General features: G+C 67.0%; 20 protein-coding genes. 11 read left to right on the forward strand and 9 right to left on the reverse strand.

The window, feature by feature from the left end:
* Positions 1 to 137 precede the first annotated feature (137 nt).
* From KUV49_RS03595 to rbfA, 4 genes are all read right to left on the reverse strand, one after another.
* On the reverse strand, positions 138 to 695 hold the full coding sequence (locus tag KUV49_RS03595; RefSeq protein WP_222451652.1) for a DUF1643 domain-containing protein: 558 nt from the start codon (positions 693 to 695) through the stop codon (positions 138 to 140).
* Complete coding sequence (gene truB / locus KUV49_RS03600) at positions 692 to 1,612, reverse strand: tRNA pseudouridine(55) synthase TruB (protein ID WP_222451653.1); 921 nt, start codon at positions 1,610 to 1,612, stop codon at positions 692 to 694. Before truB ends, KUV49_RS03595 begins: the two co-directional genes overlap by 4 nt.
* A gap of 98 nt (positions 1,613 to 1,710) precedes the next feature.
* Positions 1,711 to 2,442: a phosphodiester glycosidase family protein gene (locus KUV49_RS03605; protein ID WP_222451654.1), complete on the reverse strand. Its 732-nt coding sequence runs from the start codon at positions 2,440 to 2,442 to the stop codon at positions 1,711 to 1,713.
* A 4-nt stretch (positions 2,443 to 2,446) separates the two neighbouring features.
* Positions 2,447 to 2,842 carry a 30S ribosome-binding factor RbfA gene (gene rbfA / locus KUV49_RS03610; RefSeq protein ID WP_152490733.1) on the reverse strand — a complete coding sequence of 132 codons (396 nt, stop codon included), beginning with the start codon at positions 2,840 to 2,842 and terminating at the stop codon, positions 2,447 to 2,449.
* 84 nt (positions 2,843 to 2,926) lie between these two features.
* Between rbfA and dapB the strand changes: the two genes are divergently transcribed.
* Together dapB and KUV49_RS03620 are read left to right on the forward strand one after the other, a co-directional pair.
* Positions 2,927 to 3,745: a 4-hydroxy-tetrahydrodipicolinate reductase gene (gene dapB / locus KUV49_RS03615; protein ID WP_222451655.1), complete on the forward strand. Its 819-nt coding sequence runs from the start codon at positions 2,927 to 2,929 to the stop codon at positions 3,743 to 3,745.
* 70 nt (positions 3,746 to 3,815) lie between these two features.
* A complete protein-coding gene (locus KUV49_RS03620) occupies positions 3,816 to 4,169 on the forward strand; it encodes a dihydrodipicolinate reductase (RefSeq protein WP_222451656.1) in 354 nt (117 codons plus the stop codon).
* Between the two features lie 22 nt (positions 4,170 to 4,191).
* On the opposite strand, the gene KUV49_RS03625 is transcribed toward KUV49_RS03620, so the two are convergent.
* Entirely contained in the window at positions 4,192 to 4,368 is a 177-nt protein-coding gene (locus tag KUV49_RS03625; RefSeq protein WP_152496909.1) for a DUF1674 domain-containing protein, read from the reverse strand.
* Between the two features lie 67 nt (positions 4,369 to 4,435).
* On the opposite strand from KUV49_RS03625, the gene KUV49_RS03630 reads away from it, so the two are divergent.
* The 7 genes from KUV49_RS03630 to KUV49_RS03660 all read left to right on the forward strand — a co-directional run bounded on the left by KUV49_RS03630 (position 4,436) and on the right by KUV49_RS03660 (position 13,006).
* Positions 4,436 to 5,701: an RsmB/NOP family class I SAM-dependent RNA methyltransferase gene (locus KUV49_RS03630; RefSeq protein WP_222451657.1), complete on the forward strand. Its 1,266-nt coding sequence runs from the start codon at positions 4,436 to 4,438 to the stop codon at positions 5,699 to 5,701.
* 93 nt (positions 5,702 to 5,794) lie between these two features.
* The gene (locus KUV49_RS03635; RefSeq protein ID WP_222451658.1) at positions 5,795 to 7,537 is read left to right on the forward strand and encodes a heparinase II/III family protein; all 1,743 of its coding nucleotides are present in this window, start codon (positions 5,795 to 5,797) and stop codon (positions 7,535 to 7,537) included.
* Positions 7,538 to 7,573: 36 nt separating this feature from the next.
* Positions 7,574 to 9,163 carry a bifunctional phosphoribosylaminoimidazolecarboxamide formyltransferase/IMP cyclohydrolase gene (gene purH, locus KUV49_RS03640; protein ID WP_222451659.1) on the forward strand — a complete coding sequence of 530 codons (1,590 nt, stop codon included), beginning with the start codon at positions 7,574 to 7,576 and terminating at the stop codon, positions 9,161 to 9,163.
* Between the two features lie 54 nt (positions 9,164 to 9,217).
* Positions 9,218 to 9,682 carry a signal peptidase II gene (lspA, locus tag KUV49_RS03645; protein ID WP_222451660.1) on the forward strand — a complete coding sequence of 155 codons (465 nt, stop codon included), beginning with the start codon at positions 9,218 to 9,220 and terminating at the stop codon, positions 9,680 to 9,682.
* Between the two features lie 50 nt (positions 9,683 to 9,732).
* Positions 9,733 to 10,272, forward strand: coding sequence for a DUF3035 domain-containing protein (locus KUV49_RS03650; RefSeq protein ID WP_222451661.1), 540 nt, complete (start codon positions 9,733 to 9,735; stop codon positions 10,270 to 10,272).
* 89 nt (positions 10,273 to 10,361) lie between these two features.
* The gene (locus KUV49_RS03655; RefSeq protein ID WP_222452064.1) at positions 10,362 to 11,696 is read left to right on the forward strand and encodes a M16 family metallopeptidase; all 1,335 of its coding nucleotides are present in this window, start codon (positions 10,362 to 10,364) and stop codon (positions 11,694 to 11,696) included.
* A complete protein-coding gene (locus KUV49_RS03660; protein ID WP_222451662.1) occupies positions 11,693 to 13,006 on the forward strand; it encodes a M16 family metallopeptidase in 1,314 nt (437 codons plus the stop codon). The genes KUV49_RS03655 and KUV49_RS03660 overlap by 4 nt, the downstream gene beginning before the upstream one ends.
* Positions 13,007 to 13,247: 241 nt before the next feature.
* Here the strand turns inward: KUV49_RS03660 and KUV49_RS03665 are convergent, their stop codons facing one another.
* The 4 genes from KUV49_RS03665 to KUV49_RS03680 are packed head-to-tail and all read right to left on the reverse strand — an operon-like array spanning position 13,248 to position 16,504.
* Positions 13,248 to 14,147 carry a helix-turn-helix transcriptional regulator gene (locus KUV49_RS03665; RefSeq protein WP_222451663.1) on the reverse strand — a complete coding sequence of 300 codons (900 nt, stop codon included), beginning with the start codon at positions 14,145 to 14,147 and terminating at the stop codon, positions 13,248 to 13,250.
* Between the two features lie 55 nt (positions 14,148 to 14,202).
* Complete coding sequence (locus tag KUV49_RS03670; RefSeq protein WP_222451664.1) at positions 14,203 to 15,021, reverse strand: substrate-binding domain-containing protein; 819 nt, start codon at positions 15,019 to 15,021, stop codon at positions 14,203 to 14,205.
* A 27-nt stretch (positions 15,022 to 15,048) separates the two neighbouring features.
* A complete protein-coding gene (locus KUV49_RS03675; protein ID WP_222451665.1) occupies positions 15,049 to 15,804 on the reverse strand; it encodes an ATP-binding cassette domain-containing protein in 756 nt (251 codons plus the stop codon).
* On the reverse strand, positions 15,797 to 16,504 hold the full coding sequence (locus tag KUV49_RS03680; protein ID WP_222451666.1) for an ABC transporter permease: 708 nt from the start codon (positions 16,502 to 16,504) through the stop codon (positions 15,797 to 15,799). The genes KUV49_RS03675 and KUV49_RS03680 overlap by 8 nt, the downstream gene beginning before the upstream one ends.
* Before the next feature lie 158 nt (positions 16,505 to 16,662).
* Between KUV49_RS03680 and tsaA the strand changes: the two genes are divergently transcribed.
* Both tsaA and KUV49_RS03690 read left to right on the forward strand, forming a co-directional pair.
* A complete protein-coding gene (gene tsaA / locus KUV49_RS03685; RefSeq protein ID WP_152490718.1) occupies positions 16,663 to 17,133 on the forward strand; it encodes a tRNA (N6-threonylcarbamoyladenosine(37)-N6)-methyltransferase TrmO in 471 nt (156 codons plus the stop codon).
* 33 nt (positions 17,134 to 17,166) lie between these two features.
* Positions 17,167 to 17,958 carry a molybdate ABC transporter substrate-binding protein gene (locus KUV49_RS03690; protein ID WP_222451667.1) on the forward strand — a complete coding sequence of 264 codons (792 nt, stop codon included), beginning with the start codon at positions 17,167 to 17,169 and terminating at the stop codon, positions 17,956 to 17,958.
* Position 17,959: the final 1 nt, after the last annotated feature.

Here is a 17,959-nt window from a genome sequence, read left to right on the forward strand (position 1 = left end):
GCGACGACAAGCTCTCGACTATGAACAGTGAGACGTCCACCTTGATGTGGGTTGTTCACCCTTCGGGGTCCTCGGCCGGAGTTTGGCGATTGCAGCCTAACTCCGAACCGGATCAACAACCTACTGAGAGTTCACATCTACGCCGGCATCGGAAAGTCCCGCAACGGCGTGTCCTTGCGCAGGTACAAGGGGTGCTTCGCGGATCCGTCCTTGTTGAGGCCCAGGCATTTCAGGGGCCGCCCGGTCGCTTCGACCGCCATCAGCGCATCGCGCACCACGCCGGCAAAACGCTGGTGCAGCTTGCCATAGGCCAGCACCACAAGCTCGGACTCCTGCGCCATCTCGACCAGCGCCGGCACGTTGTCGGCACTGCACGCCACCGCCGGATCGTGCGGGATATCCCTGGGCGACGTCGCCCGCCAGTCCAGCACGTTGCCCTTCAGGTAGCGGGTGAACCCCCAGTCGCGGGCGAACATCAGTTCCCTGTGGCAGGTCGGGTCCGACGCCGCCGCATCCGCCACCGACGGGTTCATCCCGATGAACAGCACGGTGCGGGGCGCGGCCCCCTCCGGCGTCCAGTCCCGGATCAGCGCCTGGCGATACCGCCCGCAGTCGGAAAACCGCGCGCCGCCCAGCACGCCGTCGGGCAGGCGCAGCCGGACCTTGCCGCCCGGATCGTGCGGGCCTTGGGTCATTGCGCCACCGACGCCAGGTTGAACACCCGGCTGGGGTAGAGCTCGCCCCCCTTGAAATGCCCCACGGCCACCGCGCGCCCTTTCAGGGCGGCCCAGCACTCGTCGCCATACTCGACCGACCCGCCGATCACCGGCGCCGGGTTGCCGTGCCGCAGCCGCGCCGCGCTCATCTCGTTGCAGGTCACCATCGGCAGGTCGCACAAGCCCTCTTCCAGCGGCCTCAGGTGGTCGTCCAGCGCCGGGTCCTGCGCCAGCGCGTTCACCTGCTCCAGCGTCACGCCATCCTCGGCCCGGAACGGCCCGGACCAGACCCGCCGCAGCGAGGCCACATGCCCGTGACAGCCCAGCGCCTCGCCCAGGTCGCGCGCGATCGACCGCACGTAACCGCCCTTGCCGCACACCATCTCGAGCTCGACCGTGTCGGCATCGGGCCGGTCCGTCAGCAACAGCTCCTCGACCCACAGCGGACGCGCCTCGACCTGGAAATCCTCGCCGTCGCGGGCGCGTTTATAGGCGCGCTCGCCGTCGATCTTGACCGCCGAGAACTTCGGCGGCACCTGCTGGATCTCGCCCACGAACCCGCTCAGCGCGTCCTTGATCTCGGCATCGCTCGGGCGCGCGTCGCTTTCGGCCACGACCTCGCCCTCGGCATCGTCGGTATTGGTGGCCTGCCCCAGCCGCACCAGGAAGCGATAGGATTTCAGCGCATCGGTGATGAACGGCACCGTCTTGGTGGCCTCGCCCAGTGCCACGGCCAGAACGCCCGTCGCCTCGGGGTCCAGCGTCCCGGCATGGCCCGCCTTCCTGGCCTGCAACGCCCAGCGCACCTTGTTGACCACCGCGGTCGAGGTCATGCCCGCGGGCTTGTCCACGACAAGCCACCCCGAAATATCGCGTCCCTTGCGCTTGCGCCCCATGATGCCGTCGCCTCTTTGCTGTCCGAAGGCCGCCGCGTACCGCAGCCCCCGGCACCTGTCAATTCGCGGGTCACTGCGCGGGCGCGATGCCCCGCCGCTCAGGGCGCCACGACCCCCACGATCGGTCCCATCGGGAACCCGCCATCATGCCGGTCGAGCGCGGGCGCATACAGCCGCGAGATGCTGCCGTCGAAATACAGCGCCTGCGGCGTCTTCAGCACATCCCGGAACACCCGCGCGAAGCTGTGGAAATTCACCTTGTCCTCGGAAATCAGGAACCACGCCGTGCGCCCGTCGGCGGATGTTCCGACGCCGTTGCGCACATGCAGGCTGTCGCTGTTCTTCAGAAACCGCGGATGCAGCTGGCCGTCGATCACCAGCATCGGCCCGGACTGCGTGGCATGGGTGCAGGCCGGCCCGTCCCGCTCGAACCGCCTTGTCTCGAACACGTCGGCACGGCCCTCGCCGATGCAGAACACACCGTTGGGCAGCAGGCCAAAATTCCCCGGCCCCTCGCGGGTGATCAGCCCCTTGGCCTCGCGTCCCGCCTCGACGTAATGGCCCACCGGGCTGCGGTCCTGGTGGTACATACCGGCATTCATCGCAAAAAGCAGCTTGCCGCCCTCGCCGCGTACCTGTCGCTCGACGCTGCTGAAACTGCCCAGCGGCGCGCCGGTCATCGGGTCGTTCAGGAACAGGCGCAGCGTCTCGTGGCCGGCATCGACCTTGCAGGCGGTATACCGGCTGCCCTCGACGCTGATCTTCTGACACTCCACGGCCTTGGCCGGTCCCGCCAGCACCGCCACAGCCAAAAGGACCCACCGCCACATCGGCTCAGTTCTCGACGTCGCGCCGCACGGCGTCCTGCGCAAAAAGCCGCCGCGTCTCGTCCAGCTGGTCGAACGTCTCGTCCAGCCGGAACCGCAGCTCGGGCGCGAACTTCAGGCCGACCTTCTTGCCGATGATCCGTCGCAACTCGCCCTTGTTGCGGCCCAAGAGGTCCAGCACGTCATCCTGGCCCTGCCCGCCCAGCGGCAGCACATAGGCGGTCGCCACTTTCAGGTCCGGCGAGGTCCGCACTTCGCCAACGGTCACCGACAGGCGGTTCAGCTCTGGGTCGTGAATGTCTCCGCGCGCCAGCACCTCCGCCAGCGTCCGCCGGATCAACTCGCCAACCCGCAACTGCCGCTGCGAGGGTCCGGGTCCGTCATGAAACTTGTTCTTTGCCATGGAACTGCATCTAAGCCCTGCATGGGTCTTTGCCAAGCGATGATCGCCGCGCTATGCAATGCGCACCAAAGAACGGAGATGGAAATGACCGACCTGCCGGGGATCGTGGTGACAGGCGCTTCGGGGCGCATGGGCCGGATGCTGACCGAAATCGTGACCGCCTCGGACCGGGCAAAGCTGGTCGGTGCGCTGGAACGGCCCGGCCATGCCTGGATCGGTCGGGACCTGGGCGAGGCGATGGGTGGCGCGGCAAACGGCGTCACCGTCTCCGACGACCCGCTGGACACCATTTCCAGGGCCCATGCCATCCTGGATTTCACCGCACCGGCAGCCACCGTGGACTTTGCCGCGCTGGCCGCACAGGCCCGCTGCGTGCACGTCATCGGCACCACCGGATTTGCCGACGACGACCTGGCCAAACTGGACGCGGCCGCCCGCCACGCCACGATCATACGCGCCGGGAACATGAGCCTGGGCGTCAACCTGCTCGTGCAACTGACCAAAAAGGTCGCCGCCGCGCTGGATGACGACTACGACATCGAGGTGATCGAGGCGCATCACAACCAGAAGGTCGACGCGCCCTCGGGCACCGCGCTGATGCTGGGGCAGGCCGCGGCGGACGGGCGCGGCGTGTCGCTGGACCAGGCCGCCGACCGCGGGCGCGACGGCATCACCGGCGCCCGCACGAAGGGCGATATCGGCTTCAGCGCCATTCGCGGCGGGGACATCGTCGGAGAACACGACGTCATGTTCGCCGCGGCGGGCGAACGGATCATCCTGCGCCACGTCGCCTCGGACCGGGCGGTCTTTGCCCGTGGCGCCCTCAAGGCCGCGCTGTGGGGCCAGGGCCGCAAACCGGGGCAGTACGACATGCTCGACGTGCTTGGCCTGAAAGAGGACTGACGGGGCCGAAACTGATCCAGATCGGCCGGCGCGCCGTAACAGACATTGTTTGTTACAGGGAGTTCCGACGATGCGCCTGACTGTTCTTGCGAGTATCGCCGCGCTATTGAGTGGCCCCGCTGTTGCGGAAAGTTTCGACCAGATCGACGACAGGTCCGAATTCGTTTCGGTGGTCGCCAACAAAAATCTCACGCGCCTGGGTATCACCTTGACGGTCACGCCGTCGGGACAGATCGTAGGCCGGGCCTTCGGTCGACCCGTCACCGGCGCGTGGCAGTGGAAATCGGGCTATTTCTGCCGCGACCTCTACTGGGGTCAGCGCAACCTCGGCGCCAATTGCCAGGCGGTGAGGGTTCAGGGCTCCACCGTCCGCTTCATCTCGGACCAGGGCACAGGCGACTACGCCGACCTGCAACTGCAATAACGTCAGCGGTGCGTGGCATCGCTCAGAAGTCGATCGCGATGCCCTTCTTCTCCCAGTCGCCATAGCGCACGGGTTCGGGGCCCTTGCGCCCGCCCAGCTCCTTCGGCAGGGCAAGCGCCTCGGCATCCTTGCGCCGCGCCTCGGCTTCGGCCAGGGCGCGTTGGGCTTCGGGTGGCAGGTCTTTGCGGTCTTCCGACATGGCCGGGCTTCCTTCCTCTTGATGCCACTGATATAGGCCAGCCCTGTTCAAAGGCCAAGGATGACCGATGCCCGCGCCAACTCCCCGCAGCACAGCCGTGGCCCTGCTCGACAAGGTGCTCGGCGACGGCCGCCTTCTGGCCGAACTCACCGCACCGCTTTCGCGCCTCTCACCGCCCGACCGCGCCCGGGCGCTGCGCTTGGCCAACGACACGCTGCGCGGCATGGACCGGGCCGACCGCCTGCTGGCGCGGCAGTTGCGCAAGACGCCGCAGCTTCACGTGATGAACATCCTGCGCCTCGGCACGGTCGAGCTGTGCATGGGCGGTGACGCCCATGGCGTGGTGGACGAACTGGTGACCCTTGTCGGCACCCATCCGCGCTACAAGCGCCTGCGCGGGCTGGTCAACGCGATCCTGCGCCAGATGGCCGGTGACGCCGGCAAGCCGTGGAAGGACCTGCGCATCCCCCGCCTGCCCAACTGGCTGCGCGATCCGCTGGTGTCGGCCTGGGGCAATGGCGCGGTCTCGGCGATGGAAAAGGCGCATTTCGCCGGCGCCCCGCTCGACCTGACGCTGAAGCCGGGCGAAGACCCGGCCGCCTGGGCCGACCGCCTCGGCGGCACGGCGCTGCCCACCGGCTCGGTCCGGATCGGCGACGCGGGCCAGGTCTCGGCCCTTCCCGGTTTCGAGGACGGCCACTGGTGGGCTCAGGACGCCGCCGCCGCCCTGCCCGTGCGCATCCTGGCGCCCCGCCCCGGCGAGTTCATTCTCGATCTCTGCGCCGCACCGGGCGGTAAGACCCTGCAACTCGCCGCCGCCGGCGCCCAGGTCACCGCCCTCGACACCTCGGAAAAGCGCATGGCCCGCGTCACCGAGAACCTCGACCGCACCGGCCTGTCCGCCACCTGCGTCACGCAGGACGCCTTCGCCTTCACCGAAGGGTCCTTCGACGCCATCCTCGTCGATGCGCCCTGCTCGGCCACCGGCACGATCCGGCGGCACCCCGACCTGCCCCACGCCAAGGACGGCTCCGACTTCGGCGCGCTGATCGAGCAGCAGGCGCGGATGATCGACCACGCCCTGACCCTGCTCGCGCCCGGCGGGCGGCTCCTGTTCTGCACCTGCTCGCTGCTGCCCGACGAGGGCGAGGTGCAGGTCGAAGAGGCGCTGGCCCGCCATCCGGGCCTCGCAACCGACACCGCCGCGCTGGACCGCCCCGGCATCGACCCGGCCTGGATCACCGAGGAAGGCGGCCTGCGCCTGCGCCCCGATCACTGGCCCGACCTGGGCGGCATGGACGGCTTCTACATCGCGCTTCTGCGCAAGACCTGATCCCGCGCCCCGCCTTCCTTGCGTGACTTGGTGCGCGCGGCGGCGTATACTGACCCGACAACGCCAGAAAGAGCGTGTCGAGGCTGGGATTCGATGTCGACATCCGATCACGATCTACCGCGCGTGACGCGGTTCCTGAACCGTCTGGAGGCCCGGCGGTCCACCTTCGGCGGCCGCGTGGCGGCCTTCGTGTCGCAACCCGATCCCCGCACCATCGGCAGCTTCGCCCGCGGTCGCCAGCTCTGCGCCGGCAACTTCCTCTTCGCCGGTCACCTCGTCCGCGATCCCGACAAGACCCCGTGGGACATTCCGCCCCCCGACCTCGCCTTCTCGCGAGAGGTGCACGGCTTCACCTGGCTCGATGACCTGGCCGCCGCGGGCGACGCCCCGGCGCGGGCCTGCGCGCAGGCCTGGCTCTGGCGCTGGATCGAGCTTTACGGACGCGGGCGCGGCCCGGGCTGGCGGCCCGACCTGACCGGACGGCGCATCATCCGCTGGATCAACCACGCGATCTTTCTTCTGTCGGGCCGCACGCAACAGCAATCCGACCTGTTCCTGCGGTCGCTGGCGCAGCAAACCCTGTTCCTGTCCCGCCGCTGGCGCGCCACCACGCCCGGCCTGCCGCGGTTCGAGGCGCTGACCGGCCTCGTCTATGCCGGGCTGTCGCTCGAAGGCATGTCGGCCCGGGTCGCGCCCGCCTCTGCCGCGCTGGCCCGCGAATGCGCCCGCCAGATCGACGAACAGGGCGGCCTGCCCACCCGCAACCCCGAGGAACTGCTCGAGGTCTTCACCCTGCTCACATGGGCCGCCGAAACCCTGACCCAGTCGGGCCAGAACCCGCATCCCGCCCACTGGGCCGCGATCGAGCGCATCAGCCCCACCTTGCGCACCCTGCGCCATTCCGACGGTGGGCTCGCCCGCTTTCACGGCGGCGGGCGCGGGCTCGACGGGCGGCTCGACGCGGCGCTTGCCGCCAGCCAGATCAAGGGCCGCCATGCCAACGGCTTGTCGATGGGCTTTGCGCGGCTCAGCGCGGGGCGCTGTTCGCTGATCATCGACGCCGCACCCCCGCCCCAGGGGCGGGCCTCGACGGGCGCCCACGCCTCGACGCTGGCGTTCGAACTGACATCGGGCCGACGTCCGCTGATCGTCAATTGCGGCGCGGGCGCCAGTTTCGGAACCGCGTGGCGCCGTGCCGGCCGGGCCACGCCGTCGCATTCCACCCTGGTGCTGAACGGCCATTCCAGCAGCCGCCTGGGCAAGACCGCGCCCAAGCAGGACATGCTGACCGAAGGCCCCACCGAGGTGCCGATACGGGTCAACCACGCGCCGGACGGCCTGACCTTCGAAGGCGGGCACGACGGCTATGTCAGGGGCTACGGCCTGACCCATGTGCGCAAGCTGGAAATGACCTTCGACGGCCGCGGCATCGCCGGAGAGGACATGCTGCTGGCGCTGACCGACGCCGACAAGCGACGCTTCGACCGGGCGCTCGACACGATGACACTGCAAGGCATCCCGTTCGATATCCGGTTTCACCTGCACCCGGACGTGGATGTGTCCATCGACATGGGCGGCGCGGCGGTGTCGATGGCGCTCAAGAGCGGCGAGATCTGGATCTTCCGGGCCGATGGCACCGCCCGCCTGTCGGTGGACTCCAGCGTCTATCTGGACACCAATCGCCTGAAACCACGTGCGACCAAACAAATCGTTCTATCCGGGCGCGCGATGGAGTATGCGACCCGCACGAGGTGGTCACTGGCCAAGCCGCAGGACTCGCCGATCGGGATGCGCGATCTGGCGGAAGACGGGCGAACGCCGGTGGCCCTCAGCTGAACACGACCCAGGACTGCCACAAGGAATAGCTGCCCCATGACCGATCTCGCCCCCGTGCGCCGCGCACTTCTTTCCGTTTCCGACAAGACCGGGTTGATCGACCTGGGCCGTGCCCTCGCCCAGCGCGGCGTCGAGCTGCTGTCGACGGGCGGCAGCGCCAGGGCGCTGCGCGAGGCCGGGCTCGACGTGCGCGACGTGGCCGAGGTGACAGGCTTCCCCGAGATGATGGACGGGCGCGTCAAGACACTGCACCCGATGGTGCATGGCGGCCTTCTGGCGCTGCGCGACAATGACGACCACCTGGCGTCCATGGACGAGCACGGTATCGGTCCCATCGACCTGCTGGTCGTCAACCTCTACCCGTTCGAGGAAACCGTCGCCAAGGGCGCCGACTATGACACCTGCATCGAGAATATCGACATCGGCGGCCCCGCGATGATCCGCGCCGCGGCCAAGAACCACGCCTTCGTCAACGTCGTGGTGGATGTCGAGGATTACGAGCCGCTCCTGTCCGAACTGGACGCGCATGACGGCCAGACCACCTATGCCTTCCGCCAGAAACTGGCGCTCAACGCCTATGCCCGCACCGGCGCCTATGATGCCGCCGTCTCGGGCTGGATGGCCGGGGCGCTGAACGAGGCTGCACCGCGCCGCCGCGCGGTCGCCGGACAGCTGGCCCAGACCCTGCGCTATGGCGAGAACCCGCACCAGGGTGCCGCGTTCTACACCGACGGCTCCGCCCGTCCCGGCGTGGCCACCGCACGGCAGGTCCAGGGCAAGGAACTCAGCTACAACAACATCAACGACACCGACGCGGCCTTCGAACTGGTCAGCGAATTCGCCGCCGCCGACGGTCCGGCCTGCGCCATCATCAAGCACGCCAACCCCTGCGGCGTGGCCCGCGCCGAGACGCTGAAAGAGGCGTATATGCGCGCCTTCGACTGTGACCGCACCTCGGCCTTCGGCGGCATCATCGCCCTGAACCAGCCGCTCGATGGCGCCACCGCCGAAGAGATCGCCGGCATCTTCACCGAGGTGGTGATCGCGCCAGGCGCCGACGACGACGCCAGGGCGGTGTTTGCCGCGAAAAAGAACCTGCGCCTTCTGGTCACCGACGGGCTTGCCGATCCGGCCGAGGCCGCGCTGATGCTCAAGCAGGTCTCGGGCGGCTACCTGGTGCAGGACAAGGACAGCGGGCAGGTCTCGGCAGACGACCTCCGGGTCGTCACCAAGCGTGCGCCGTCGGACCGGGAAATGGCCGACATGCTGTTTGCCTGGAAAGTCGCCAAGCACGTGAAATCCAACGCCATCGTCTATGTCAGGGACGGCGCGACCGTCGGCGTCGGCGCCGGCCAGATGAGCCGCGTCGACAGCTGCCGCATCGCCGCCCGCAAGTCCCAGGACATGGCCGCCGAACTGGGCCTCTCCGCGCCGCTGACCGAAGGCAGCGTCGTGGCCTCCGACGCGTTCTTTCCCTTCCCCGACGGCCTGCTGACCGCCGCCGAGGCCGGCGCGACCGCGGTGATCCAGCCGGGCGGCTCGATGCGCGACGACGAGGTGATCGCCGCCGCCGACGAGGCGGGGCTGGCCATGGTCTTGACCGGCATGCGCCATTTCCGGCACTAAGAGCCGAAACAATAAGCGGCCGGCACATGCAAGCGGGCCTTGAAGGAGAGCAGTATGCGCACGGTTGCTTGGGTCGCGGGTCTCGTATTCGTGCTCGACCAGATCACCAAATACTGGGTCGTGCAGGTGCTGGACCTCAAGACCGTCCGCTCGATCGAGGTCCTGCCGCCCTACCTGAACCTCGAGATGGCGTGGAACACCGGCATCAATTTCGGCGCCTTCGCCGGCGCCAGCAAGTGGATCTGGATCGCCGTCGCCCTGGTGATCGTGGCCGCGGTGCTGTGGTGGGTCCGGACCGATCCGCAGGGCCGCTGGCAGAAGGTCTCGGCCGGCCTTCTGGTGGGCGGCGCGCTCGGCAACGTCATCGACCGGCTGATCTACGGCGCCGTGGCCGATTTCCTGAACATGTCGTGCTGCGGCTTCACCAATCCGACATCTTTCAACGTGGCCGACATCGCGGTTTTCATCGGCGCATTCGGCATGGTAGTCTTCAGCGGCGACAGTAAAAAGGCGGCGTGACGTGCCGGTCCGAATACGATAAGGCTGGCGGAACGATGCAGGAGTGGGAAATGAAACGTCCGGCGATAATGGTCATGATCCTTGCGATGGCGCTCTCTGCCTGCGGCTCGCGCGACGGCGACGTCAAGCTGTCGCGGATCAAGAACACGGGCAACGGTCCCGAGGAATTCAACATCGTCCCCGGCAAGCCGCTGCAAGCGCCCGACAGCTACCGCGCCCTGCCGGCGCCCACGCCGGGCGGCACCAACATCACCGATCCGACCCCCCGGGGTGACAGCGTGGCGGCCCTCGGCGGCAATCCCGCCGCGCTCGCGGACACCGGCATCGGCCGCGCCGACGGCGGCCTCGTGAACTATGCCAACCGCTTCGGCAGCACCCCCGGCATTCGCCAGACCCTCGCGCGCGAGGATGCCGAGATCCGCAGACAGCGCGGGCGGGTCAACATCCTGAACATCGGGATCAACGACGATTACAACCTCGCCTACAAGCGCCAGTGGCTGGACTCGCGGTCCGAGGCGGCGCGTTTGCGCAGCAGAGGCGTGCCCACACCGTCCTACCCGCCGGCAAACTCCAGCGACAGACGCCGCTGACCCGCTCACAACAAGGTCAACACCGTTGAAACGCGGCGCGGGCCGCGTATCTTCTCATGAACGCGTTTTCTGACCTCAGGGGGTTCTTCATGCGCAACTGGCTTTCCGGCCTATGCCTTTGTTTTCTCGTCGCGACTCCGGCCTTCGCCGACGACGCGGTCACCACGTTCAGCCTCGACAACGGCATGGATGTCGTGGTGATCGAGGATCACCGCGCCCCGGTCGTGGTCCAGATGGTCTGGTACCGCGCCGGTTCCGCCGACGAAAAGCCCGGCGTCTCGGGCGTCGCCCATTTCCTCGAACACCTGCTTTTCAAGGGCACCGAAACCATGGAACCGGGCGAGTTCTCGGCCACCGTGGCGCGCAACGGCGGCTCGGACAACGCGTTCACCAGCTATGACTACACCGCCTATTTCCAGCGTGTCGCCGCCGACCGGCTGGAGCTGATGATGAAGATGGAAAGCGACCGCATGGTCAATCTCCAGCTCGACGAGGAAGACATCCTGACAGAGCGCGACGTCATCATCGAGGAACGCAACCAGCGCATCGAGAACAACCCCTCCGCGCTCTTCCGCGAACAGCAGGGCGCGGCCCAGTACCTCAATCACCGCTACGGCGTGCCGATCATCGGCTGGCAGCACGAAATGGTCGATCTCTCGCTCGACGACGCGCTGGACTATTACAAAACCTACTACGCCCCGAACAACGCCATCCTCGTCGTCGCCGGCGACGTCGATCCCGGCCAGGTGCGCGATCTTGCCGAAACCTATTACGGCGTGATCCCGGCCAACCCGGATCTGCCCGAGCGCACCCGCGCACAGGAACCGCGCCAGCTGGCCGAACGGCGGATCTACTACCAGGACGCACGGGTCGCGCAGCCGTATCTTCAGCGTTCCTACCTCGCTCCCGAGCGCGACAGCGGCGATCAGGAAAAGGCCGCCGCCCTGACGATCCTGGCCGAGGTTCTGGGCGACGGCACCACCTCGATCCTGAACGAGAAGCTGCAATTCGATTCCCGCGTCGCGGTCTATTCCGGCGCCTATTACGGCGGCCTCTCGCTGGACGACACGACCTTCAACCTCACCGTGGTCCCGGCCCCCGACGTCACCCTCGAAGACGCCGAAAAGGCGATGGACGACATCATTGCCGGGTTCCTCGAAGACGGGTTTTCCCAGGAACGGCTCGACCGGATCAAGACCCAGGTGCGCGCCGCGGAAATCTACGCCCGCGACGACGTCAGCACGCTCGCCAACCGCTATGGCCGCGGCCTGACCCAGGGGCTGACGGTCGAGGACATCCAGGCCTGGCCCGACATCCTGGAACAGGTCACGGTCGATGACGTCATGGCCGCCGCGCGCGATCTCTTCGCGCAGGACAAAAATTCCGTCACGGGATACATCACCGCACAGGAGGTGACTCAATGATCCGCTTGGTTCTTGCCGCGTTCATGCTGGTCGCCGCGCTGCCCGCGCGGGCCGACGTCGACATCCAGGAAATCACCACGCCCGGCGGCATCGACGCGTGGCTGGTCGAGGATCACTCGATCCCCTTCGTCGCGCTGGAGTTGCGGTTTCGCGGCGGCACCTCTCTAGATGCTCCGGGCAAACGGGGCGCCGTCAACCTGATGACCGGCCTTCTCGAGGAAGGCGCCGGCGATCTCGATGCCCGTGCCTTCTCGCGCGCGGCGGACTCCCTGGCCGCCTCGTTTTCCTACGACGCCGGCCCGGATTCGCTTTCGGTGTCGGCCCGCTTCCTGACCGAGAACCGCGACGAGTCCATGGCGCTTCTCAAGGACAGCCTCGTCGAGCCGCGCTTCGACGAAGAGGCCATCGAACGGGTCCGCGCGCAGATCCTGTCGATCATCCAGTCCGATCAAAAGGACCCCGAACAGATCGCCCGCGCCCGCTTCGACAGCCTGGTCTACGGGGATCATCCCTATGGCAGCGACGAAAACGGCACCGTCGACAGCGTCGGCGCCCTCAGCCGCGAGGATATCGTCGCGGCGCATCGGGCGACCCTGGCCCGCGACCGTCTCTATGTCAGCGCGGTGGGCGACATCGACAGCGACGAACTCGCCTCGCTGCTCGACACGCTTCTCGGCGACCTGCCCGAGTCCGGCGCGCCCCTGCCCGATGACGCCACGCTCAACCTGCCCGGCGGGATCAAGGTGGTCGATTACGCGACGCCGCAATCCATCGCCATCTTCGCGCAGCCCGGCCTGGAACGCGAAGACCCCGATTTCTTTCCGGCCTTCGTGCTCAACCACATCCTGGGCGGCGGCGGCTTCGAAAGCCGGCTGATGACCGAGGTGCGCGAAAAGCGCGGGCTGACCTACGGGGTCTATTCCTACCTCGCCGACCGTGACGACGCGCAGGTCTGGATGGGCAGCGTCGCGTCCGCCAACGATCGCGTGGCCCAGGCGGTCGAGGTCATCCAGGCCGAGTGGCAGCGCATCCGCGAAGAGGGCGTGACCCAGGAGGAACTGGACGACGCCAAGACCTATCTCACCGGCGCCTATCCGCTGCGGTTCGACGGCAACGGCACGATTGCCAACATCGCCGTCGGAATGCAGATGGACGGTTTGGGGACCGAGTATATCGCCAACCGCAACGACAAGGTGAACGCCGTCACGCTCGAAGACGTCAACCGCGTGGCCCGGGAATGGCTCGACCCCGAGGCGCTGACATTCGTGGTCACCGGCCAGCCCGAAGGCCTGACCGACACGCTGAACTGAAGCGTCACGCGCCCCGCGCCGCACCGCGCGGGGCGTTCATGACCTCGCAATATTCGGGCCGAAGCGCACGGTGCGTTCATCTTTTTCGCCGCCCGTCCGCCGCACCGCGGCGGTGTACGGGGGGTGCACGGGGGGCGCACGCGTGTCACCCCCCTGTTTGCGGGCCTCGCGCCGGCGTTAACCCGCCCGTCCGGTGGTTCAGGGAAATCCCGGATGTGCCCCTTCCGGCGCGCGTCGCCCGCTACGCGTTCCACTGGACGGCGCCGAAACCCTCGATGTCGTAGCCCCCATAGGCCTCCGCCCGCGCCCGGAACGCATCCGAGCCACAGAAGCTCATAAGCGCCTGAAAAGGCGGCTCAAACCACGCCTTTCGGTCGACCAGCAGCGCGAATTCCTCGTCGATGACAGGCACGAAATCCAGCCCGTAACTCCGCGCAACCGCTTCCAGCCCAAAGGTCGTATCCGCCGCCCCGCGCCGGACCGCCTCCACGGCCTCGTCCTCGGTCCGGGCGACCTCCGCCAGGTCCAGCGCAGCCAGATCCAGCCCCTCCCGCTCCGCCAGGTGCCGCAACAGCGTATCCGTACCCGATCCCGCCTGCCGCGGAACAAGCCGAAAACCCTCAAGATCTCCAAGAGAATCAGGCACTTGCCCCCCGGTTCGGACAACGAGTCCACGCCGCCGCACCGCGAACCGAACAAGGACCGCATTCTGGCGCGAGGCCGCTTTCGAGACAGCGGGCACGTTCCAGAGATTGGTGGCGGCATCGAGGATATGCAGGCCCGCCGCGATGCCCTCGCCGGTGGTGAACCGTTCAAGCCCGTCATTCGAGCCGTCATGCAACGTGGCCAGCCCACAGCCCGACTGGCGGATCGCCCAGTCCAGCAAGGGGTCGTGACTGCCAAGCACGATAGGCGAGCGCGGCTTGGAAAGCTTGCCCTGCCCCTCCCCCCCGCCCGACTGTGCCCGAGCGATCCAGGTCCGGATTTCGTTGGCCGGGAACAGCAGCTTGCCGGTCGCGCGCGAACACGGCACCGCGCCCGAAGCGGCAAGGTCATAAACCTTGCGTTCCTTGAGGCGCAGAAGCTCGGCCAGTTCCCTGACGGTCAGGTATTCGTGATCGGGAAGGTCAAGTTCGGCCATGGCACCTGAATAAGGATGTTGGGGCGGCGGGTGCACCACCGCCCCGACATATCTATCAGTTTTCCGATGCGTTCGGGAAGAACAGTTGCTGGTCGGCCACTTTGTAGGCCGCGATCGCCTCCTGCCCTTCTTCCGAGACCAGCCAGTCGGCAAAGGTCTGCGCGGCGTCCACGTTCACGCTGGGACACTTCTCTGGATTGACCGGGATCACGCCGTACTGGTTGAACATGTCCTCGTCGCCCTCGACCTGGATCTGGTAATCCTGCTTGTTGTCGAAGCTGATCCAGGTGGCGCGGTCGGTCATCACGTAGGCGCCCATGCCGATGCCGGCATTGAGCGTGGCGCCCATGCCCGAGCCGGTCTCGCGGTACCAGTCGCCGCTGGCCGCCGTGGGATCGACGCCGCTGTCGGACCACAGCGCCATTTCCTTCTTGTGGGTGCCGCTGTCATCCCCGCGCGAAGCGAAAAGCGCACCCGCCTCGGCAATCTTGGACAACGCGCCCTGCACGTCGTCCATACCGCCCACGCCCGCCGGGTCGGCATCGGGGCCGACGATGACGAAGTCGTTATACATCAGGTCCGTGCGCGTGGTGCCGAACCCCGCCTCGACGAATTTTTCCTCGGACGGCTTGGCATGCACGAGCAGCACGTCGCCATCGCAATTCTCGGCGTTCTTGATCGCCTGGCCGGTGCCAACGGCCACGACGTTCACCTGGATCCCGGTCTTGTCCTGGAAGATCGGCAGCAGGTAGTCGTAAAGGCCCGAGTTTGCCGTCGAGGTCGTGGATTGCACGATGATCGACTGATCCTGCGCCCAGGCGCCGCCCGTGAGGGCCAGCACGACTGCGGCCGCACCGAATGATTTCATTTGCATGATGGATACTCCCTTTCGTGAAGTCTTTCAGACGACAATCTTGCCGTTCAGGTAGTCCCGCGCCGCCTTGCTCTGCGGCTCGGGAAAGAAGTCTGCGGCGCGGCTGTGTTCCGCGATACCGCCGCCGCTGAGAAACAGGATATCGTCGGCCATGCGCCGCGCCTGCCCCATGTCGTGGGTCACGAAGACGATGCGCACGCCGCGCGCGCTGGCGTCCCGGACGATCTTTTCAATGGCCAGGACCGACGCGGGGTCGAGACTGGCCGTGGGTTCATCGAGGAACAGCACCTCGGGATCCGCCGCCAGCGCGCGGGCCAGCGCCAGTCGCTGCGCCTCGCCCCCCGACAGGAGGCGCGCCGGCTGATGGGCCTTGTGGGCCAGCCCGACGTGATCGAGAAGGGCCGCGACCCGCGCGCGGTCCTTGCCACGGACTTTCAGGACGAAATCGATATTGGCCGCCACCGACCGCCGCAGCAGAACAGGCTTTTGAAAAACCAGCGCCTGTCGCGCGGTGACGTCCCGCGGCCCCTGCCCGCGCCAGTCGATACTGCCCGAGGTCGGGGGAAGCAGCCCGTGCAAGAGCTTCAGCAGCAGGCTCTTGCCTGCGCCATTGGGGCCCATGACCATGGTGCAGCCGGACGGCCCGAGATCAAAACTGACACCATCAAGCACGGTCGTCTTGCCGAAGCGCAGACCGAGGTTACGCACCGCCAGCGGCAAAATCGCGGCAGGCCGCGCGGACGGGGCCATCTCGCGGCTCAGAGGAAGCGCCGCATCAGACATAGGCTTGCCGCGCCGCGGTCATGCGCACCGATTGCACGGCGGCATTGACGCCCAGGGCAATGACCAAAAGGATGATGCCAAGCGCCAACGCGAGCGCGAGGTCGCCCTTGGATGTCTCCAGTGCGATGGCGGTGGTCATGACCCGCGTCAGGTGGTCGATATTGCCACCGACGATGATGACCGCCCCCACCTCGGCCACCGCACGGCCGAACCCGGCCAGCCCCACCGTCAGCAGCGAATACCGCGCATCCCACAAAAGCGCTTGCACGGTCTGAAGCTTGGTCAGGCAAAGCGACCGGAATTGCTCGGCATACTCAGCGTGCAAATCTTCCAGCACCTGTCGTGACAGCGCCGCGACGATTGGGGCGATAAGGATGGTCTGGGCGATGATCATTGCGGTGGGCGTGTAGAGCAGCCCCAGAAAACCAAGCGGACCCGAGCGCGAAAGGTGAAGATAGACGAGCAGGCCGACGACCACCGGCGGAAGCCCCATCAGCGCGTTCATGACGATCAGCACGGCGTTGCGCCCGGGAAAGCGCCCGGTGGCCACCAGCGCGCCGATAGGCAGGCCGATCAGGCAGGCCAGCACGGTGGCCGTCAGGCTTACGCGCAGAGACAACAGAACGATTTCGACCAGATCCCCATCACCCGAGGCGACGAGATCGAGCGCGAGGCTGAAAGCTTCTCCAATAGACTGCAAAATTTCCCACCTTGCAAATCTTCCGTTCCCTCGCACACTATGCGATCCAACGGATAAAGTTCAAGTACAGCAACGCTTGAAAAGAAATTCTACGTTCCGAGGACAGCTGCCTTGTTTCCTGCGCCGTGCGGGGAACTGCAAAATTTACGGAGGTCGCCGTGAGTGGCTCAGACATTCGCCCCGGTGAGACGATCGTGGACCTGCCCGCGCCCGGCGACGCGGCGCTGCGCTTTATCGGCACGATCCACACGCCCTGGCTGCGGCGCGAGGACTGTCCGCGACAGGGTCGAAGCGACGGGCCGCAGTGCCGGATCGAGCTGGATCCAGTCTGGCGCCCTGCCCTGAAAGGGCTGGAAGACTACGAGATGATCGAAGTGCTTTACTGGCTGGACCGCAGCCGCCGCGATCTTGTTTGCCAAAGCCCGCGCAGTGACGGCGCGACCGTCGGAACCTTCGCCTTGCGCTCGCCGGTGCGGCCCAACCCTATCGGCACGTCGCTTGTCCGGTTGCTGAGCATCGAAGAAAACACGCTGATCGTGCGTGGCCTGGATTGCCTCGACGGCACGCCACTGATCGACATCAAGCCTGACCGCTGCGCCTTTACCCCCGTGGCGCCTCCGAAATCCTGAACAATCCTGAAGACGAACAATGGGAAACTCACCATGCGACACGCATTCCTGCTGGCAGCGGCCCTCGGCCTCACGATGAACCAAGCTCAGGCGCAAGACCTCTCGCTGTACGCCGCGGGCAGCTTGAAAGCCGCACTGTCTGAAGTGGCCGCGGACTTCGCCGAGACCTACGGCACGCCGGTCACGACCACTTTTGGTCCCTCCGGCCTGATGCGCGAACGGATCGAGGCGGGAGAGACGGCGCACGTCTTCGCCTCTGCCAACATGCGCCACCCCCGGACACTGGAAAGCGCGGGCAAGGGCGGTCCCGTCGCGCTCTTTGCCCGCAATCGCCTTTGCGGTCTGGCGCGACCCGAGGTGGAAGTGACGTCCGAGACGCTGCTCGACGTCATGCTGGACGAGAACACCCGCCTGGGCACTTCCACGCCGAAGGCCGACCCGTCGGGCGACTACGCGTATCAGCTGTTCGACAAGTCCGGCCATACCGACGCGCTCAAGGCCAAGGCCCTGCAATTGACCGGCGGGCCCGACAGCGCCACGCCGCCCGAGGGGCGCAACACCTATGCCTGGGTTCTGGACAGCGACCAGGCCGACCTCTTCCTGACCTATTGCACCAACGCCGTTCTGGCCCGCAAGGAGGTGCCGGACCTGCAGATCGTGCAGGTCCCCGACCCGTTGTCAGTGGGGGCCGATTACGGCCTGATCGTGCTTGATGGCGCCCCACCAGAGGCATGGGGACTCGCGTTGCACATCGTGTCACCCGTGGGCCAGTCGGTCTTGGCGGAGTACGGTTTCGACGCCACTGCGGTGCCGAAAGGAGAGTGAC

It is taken from the genome of Roseovarius atlanticus (assembly GCF_019802205.1).
GTDB lineage: Bacteria > Pseudomonadota > Alphaproteobacteria > Rhodobacterales > Rhodobacteraceae > Roseovarius > Roseovarius atlanticus_A.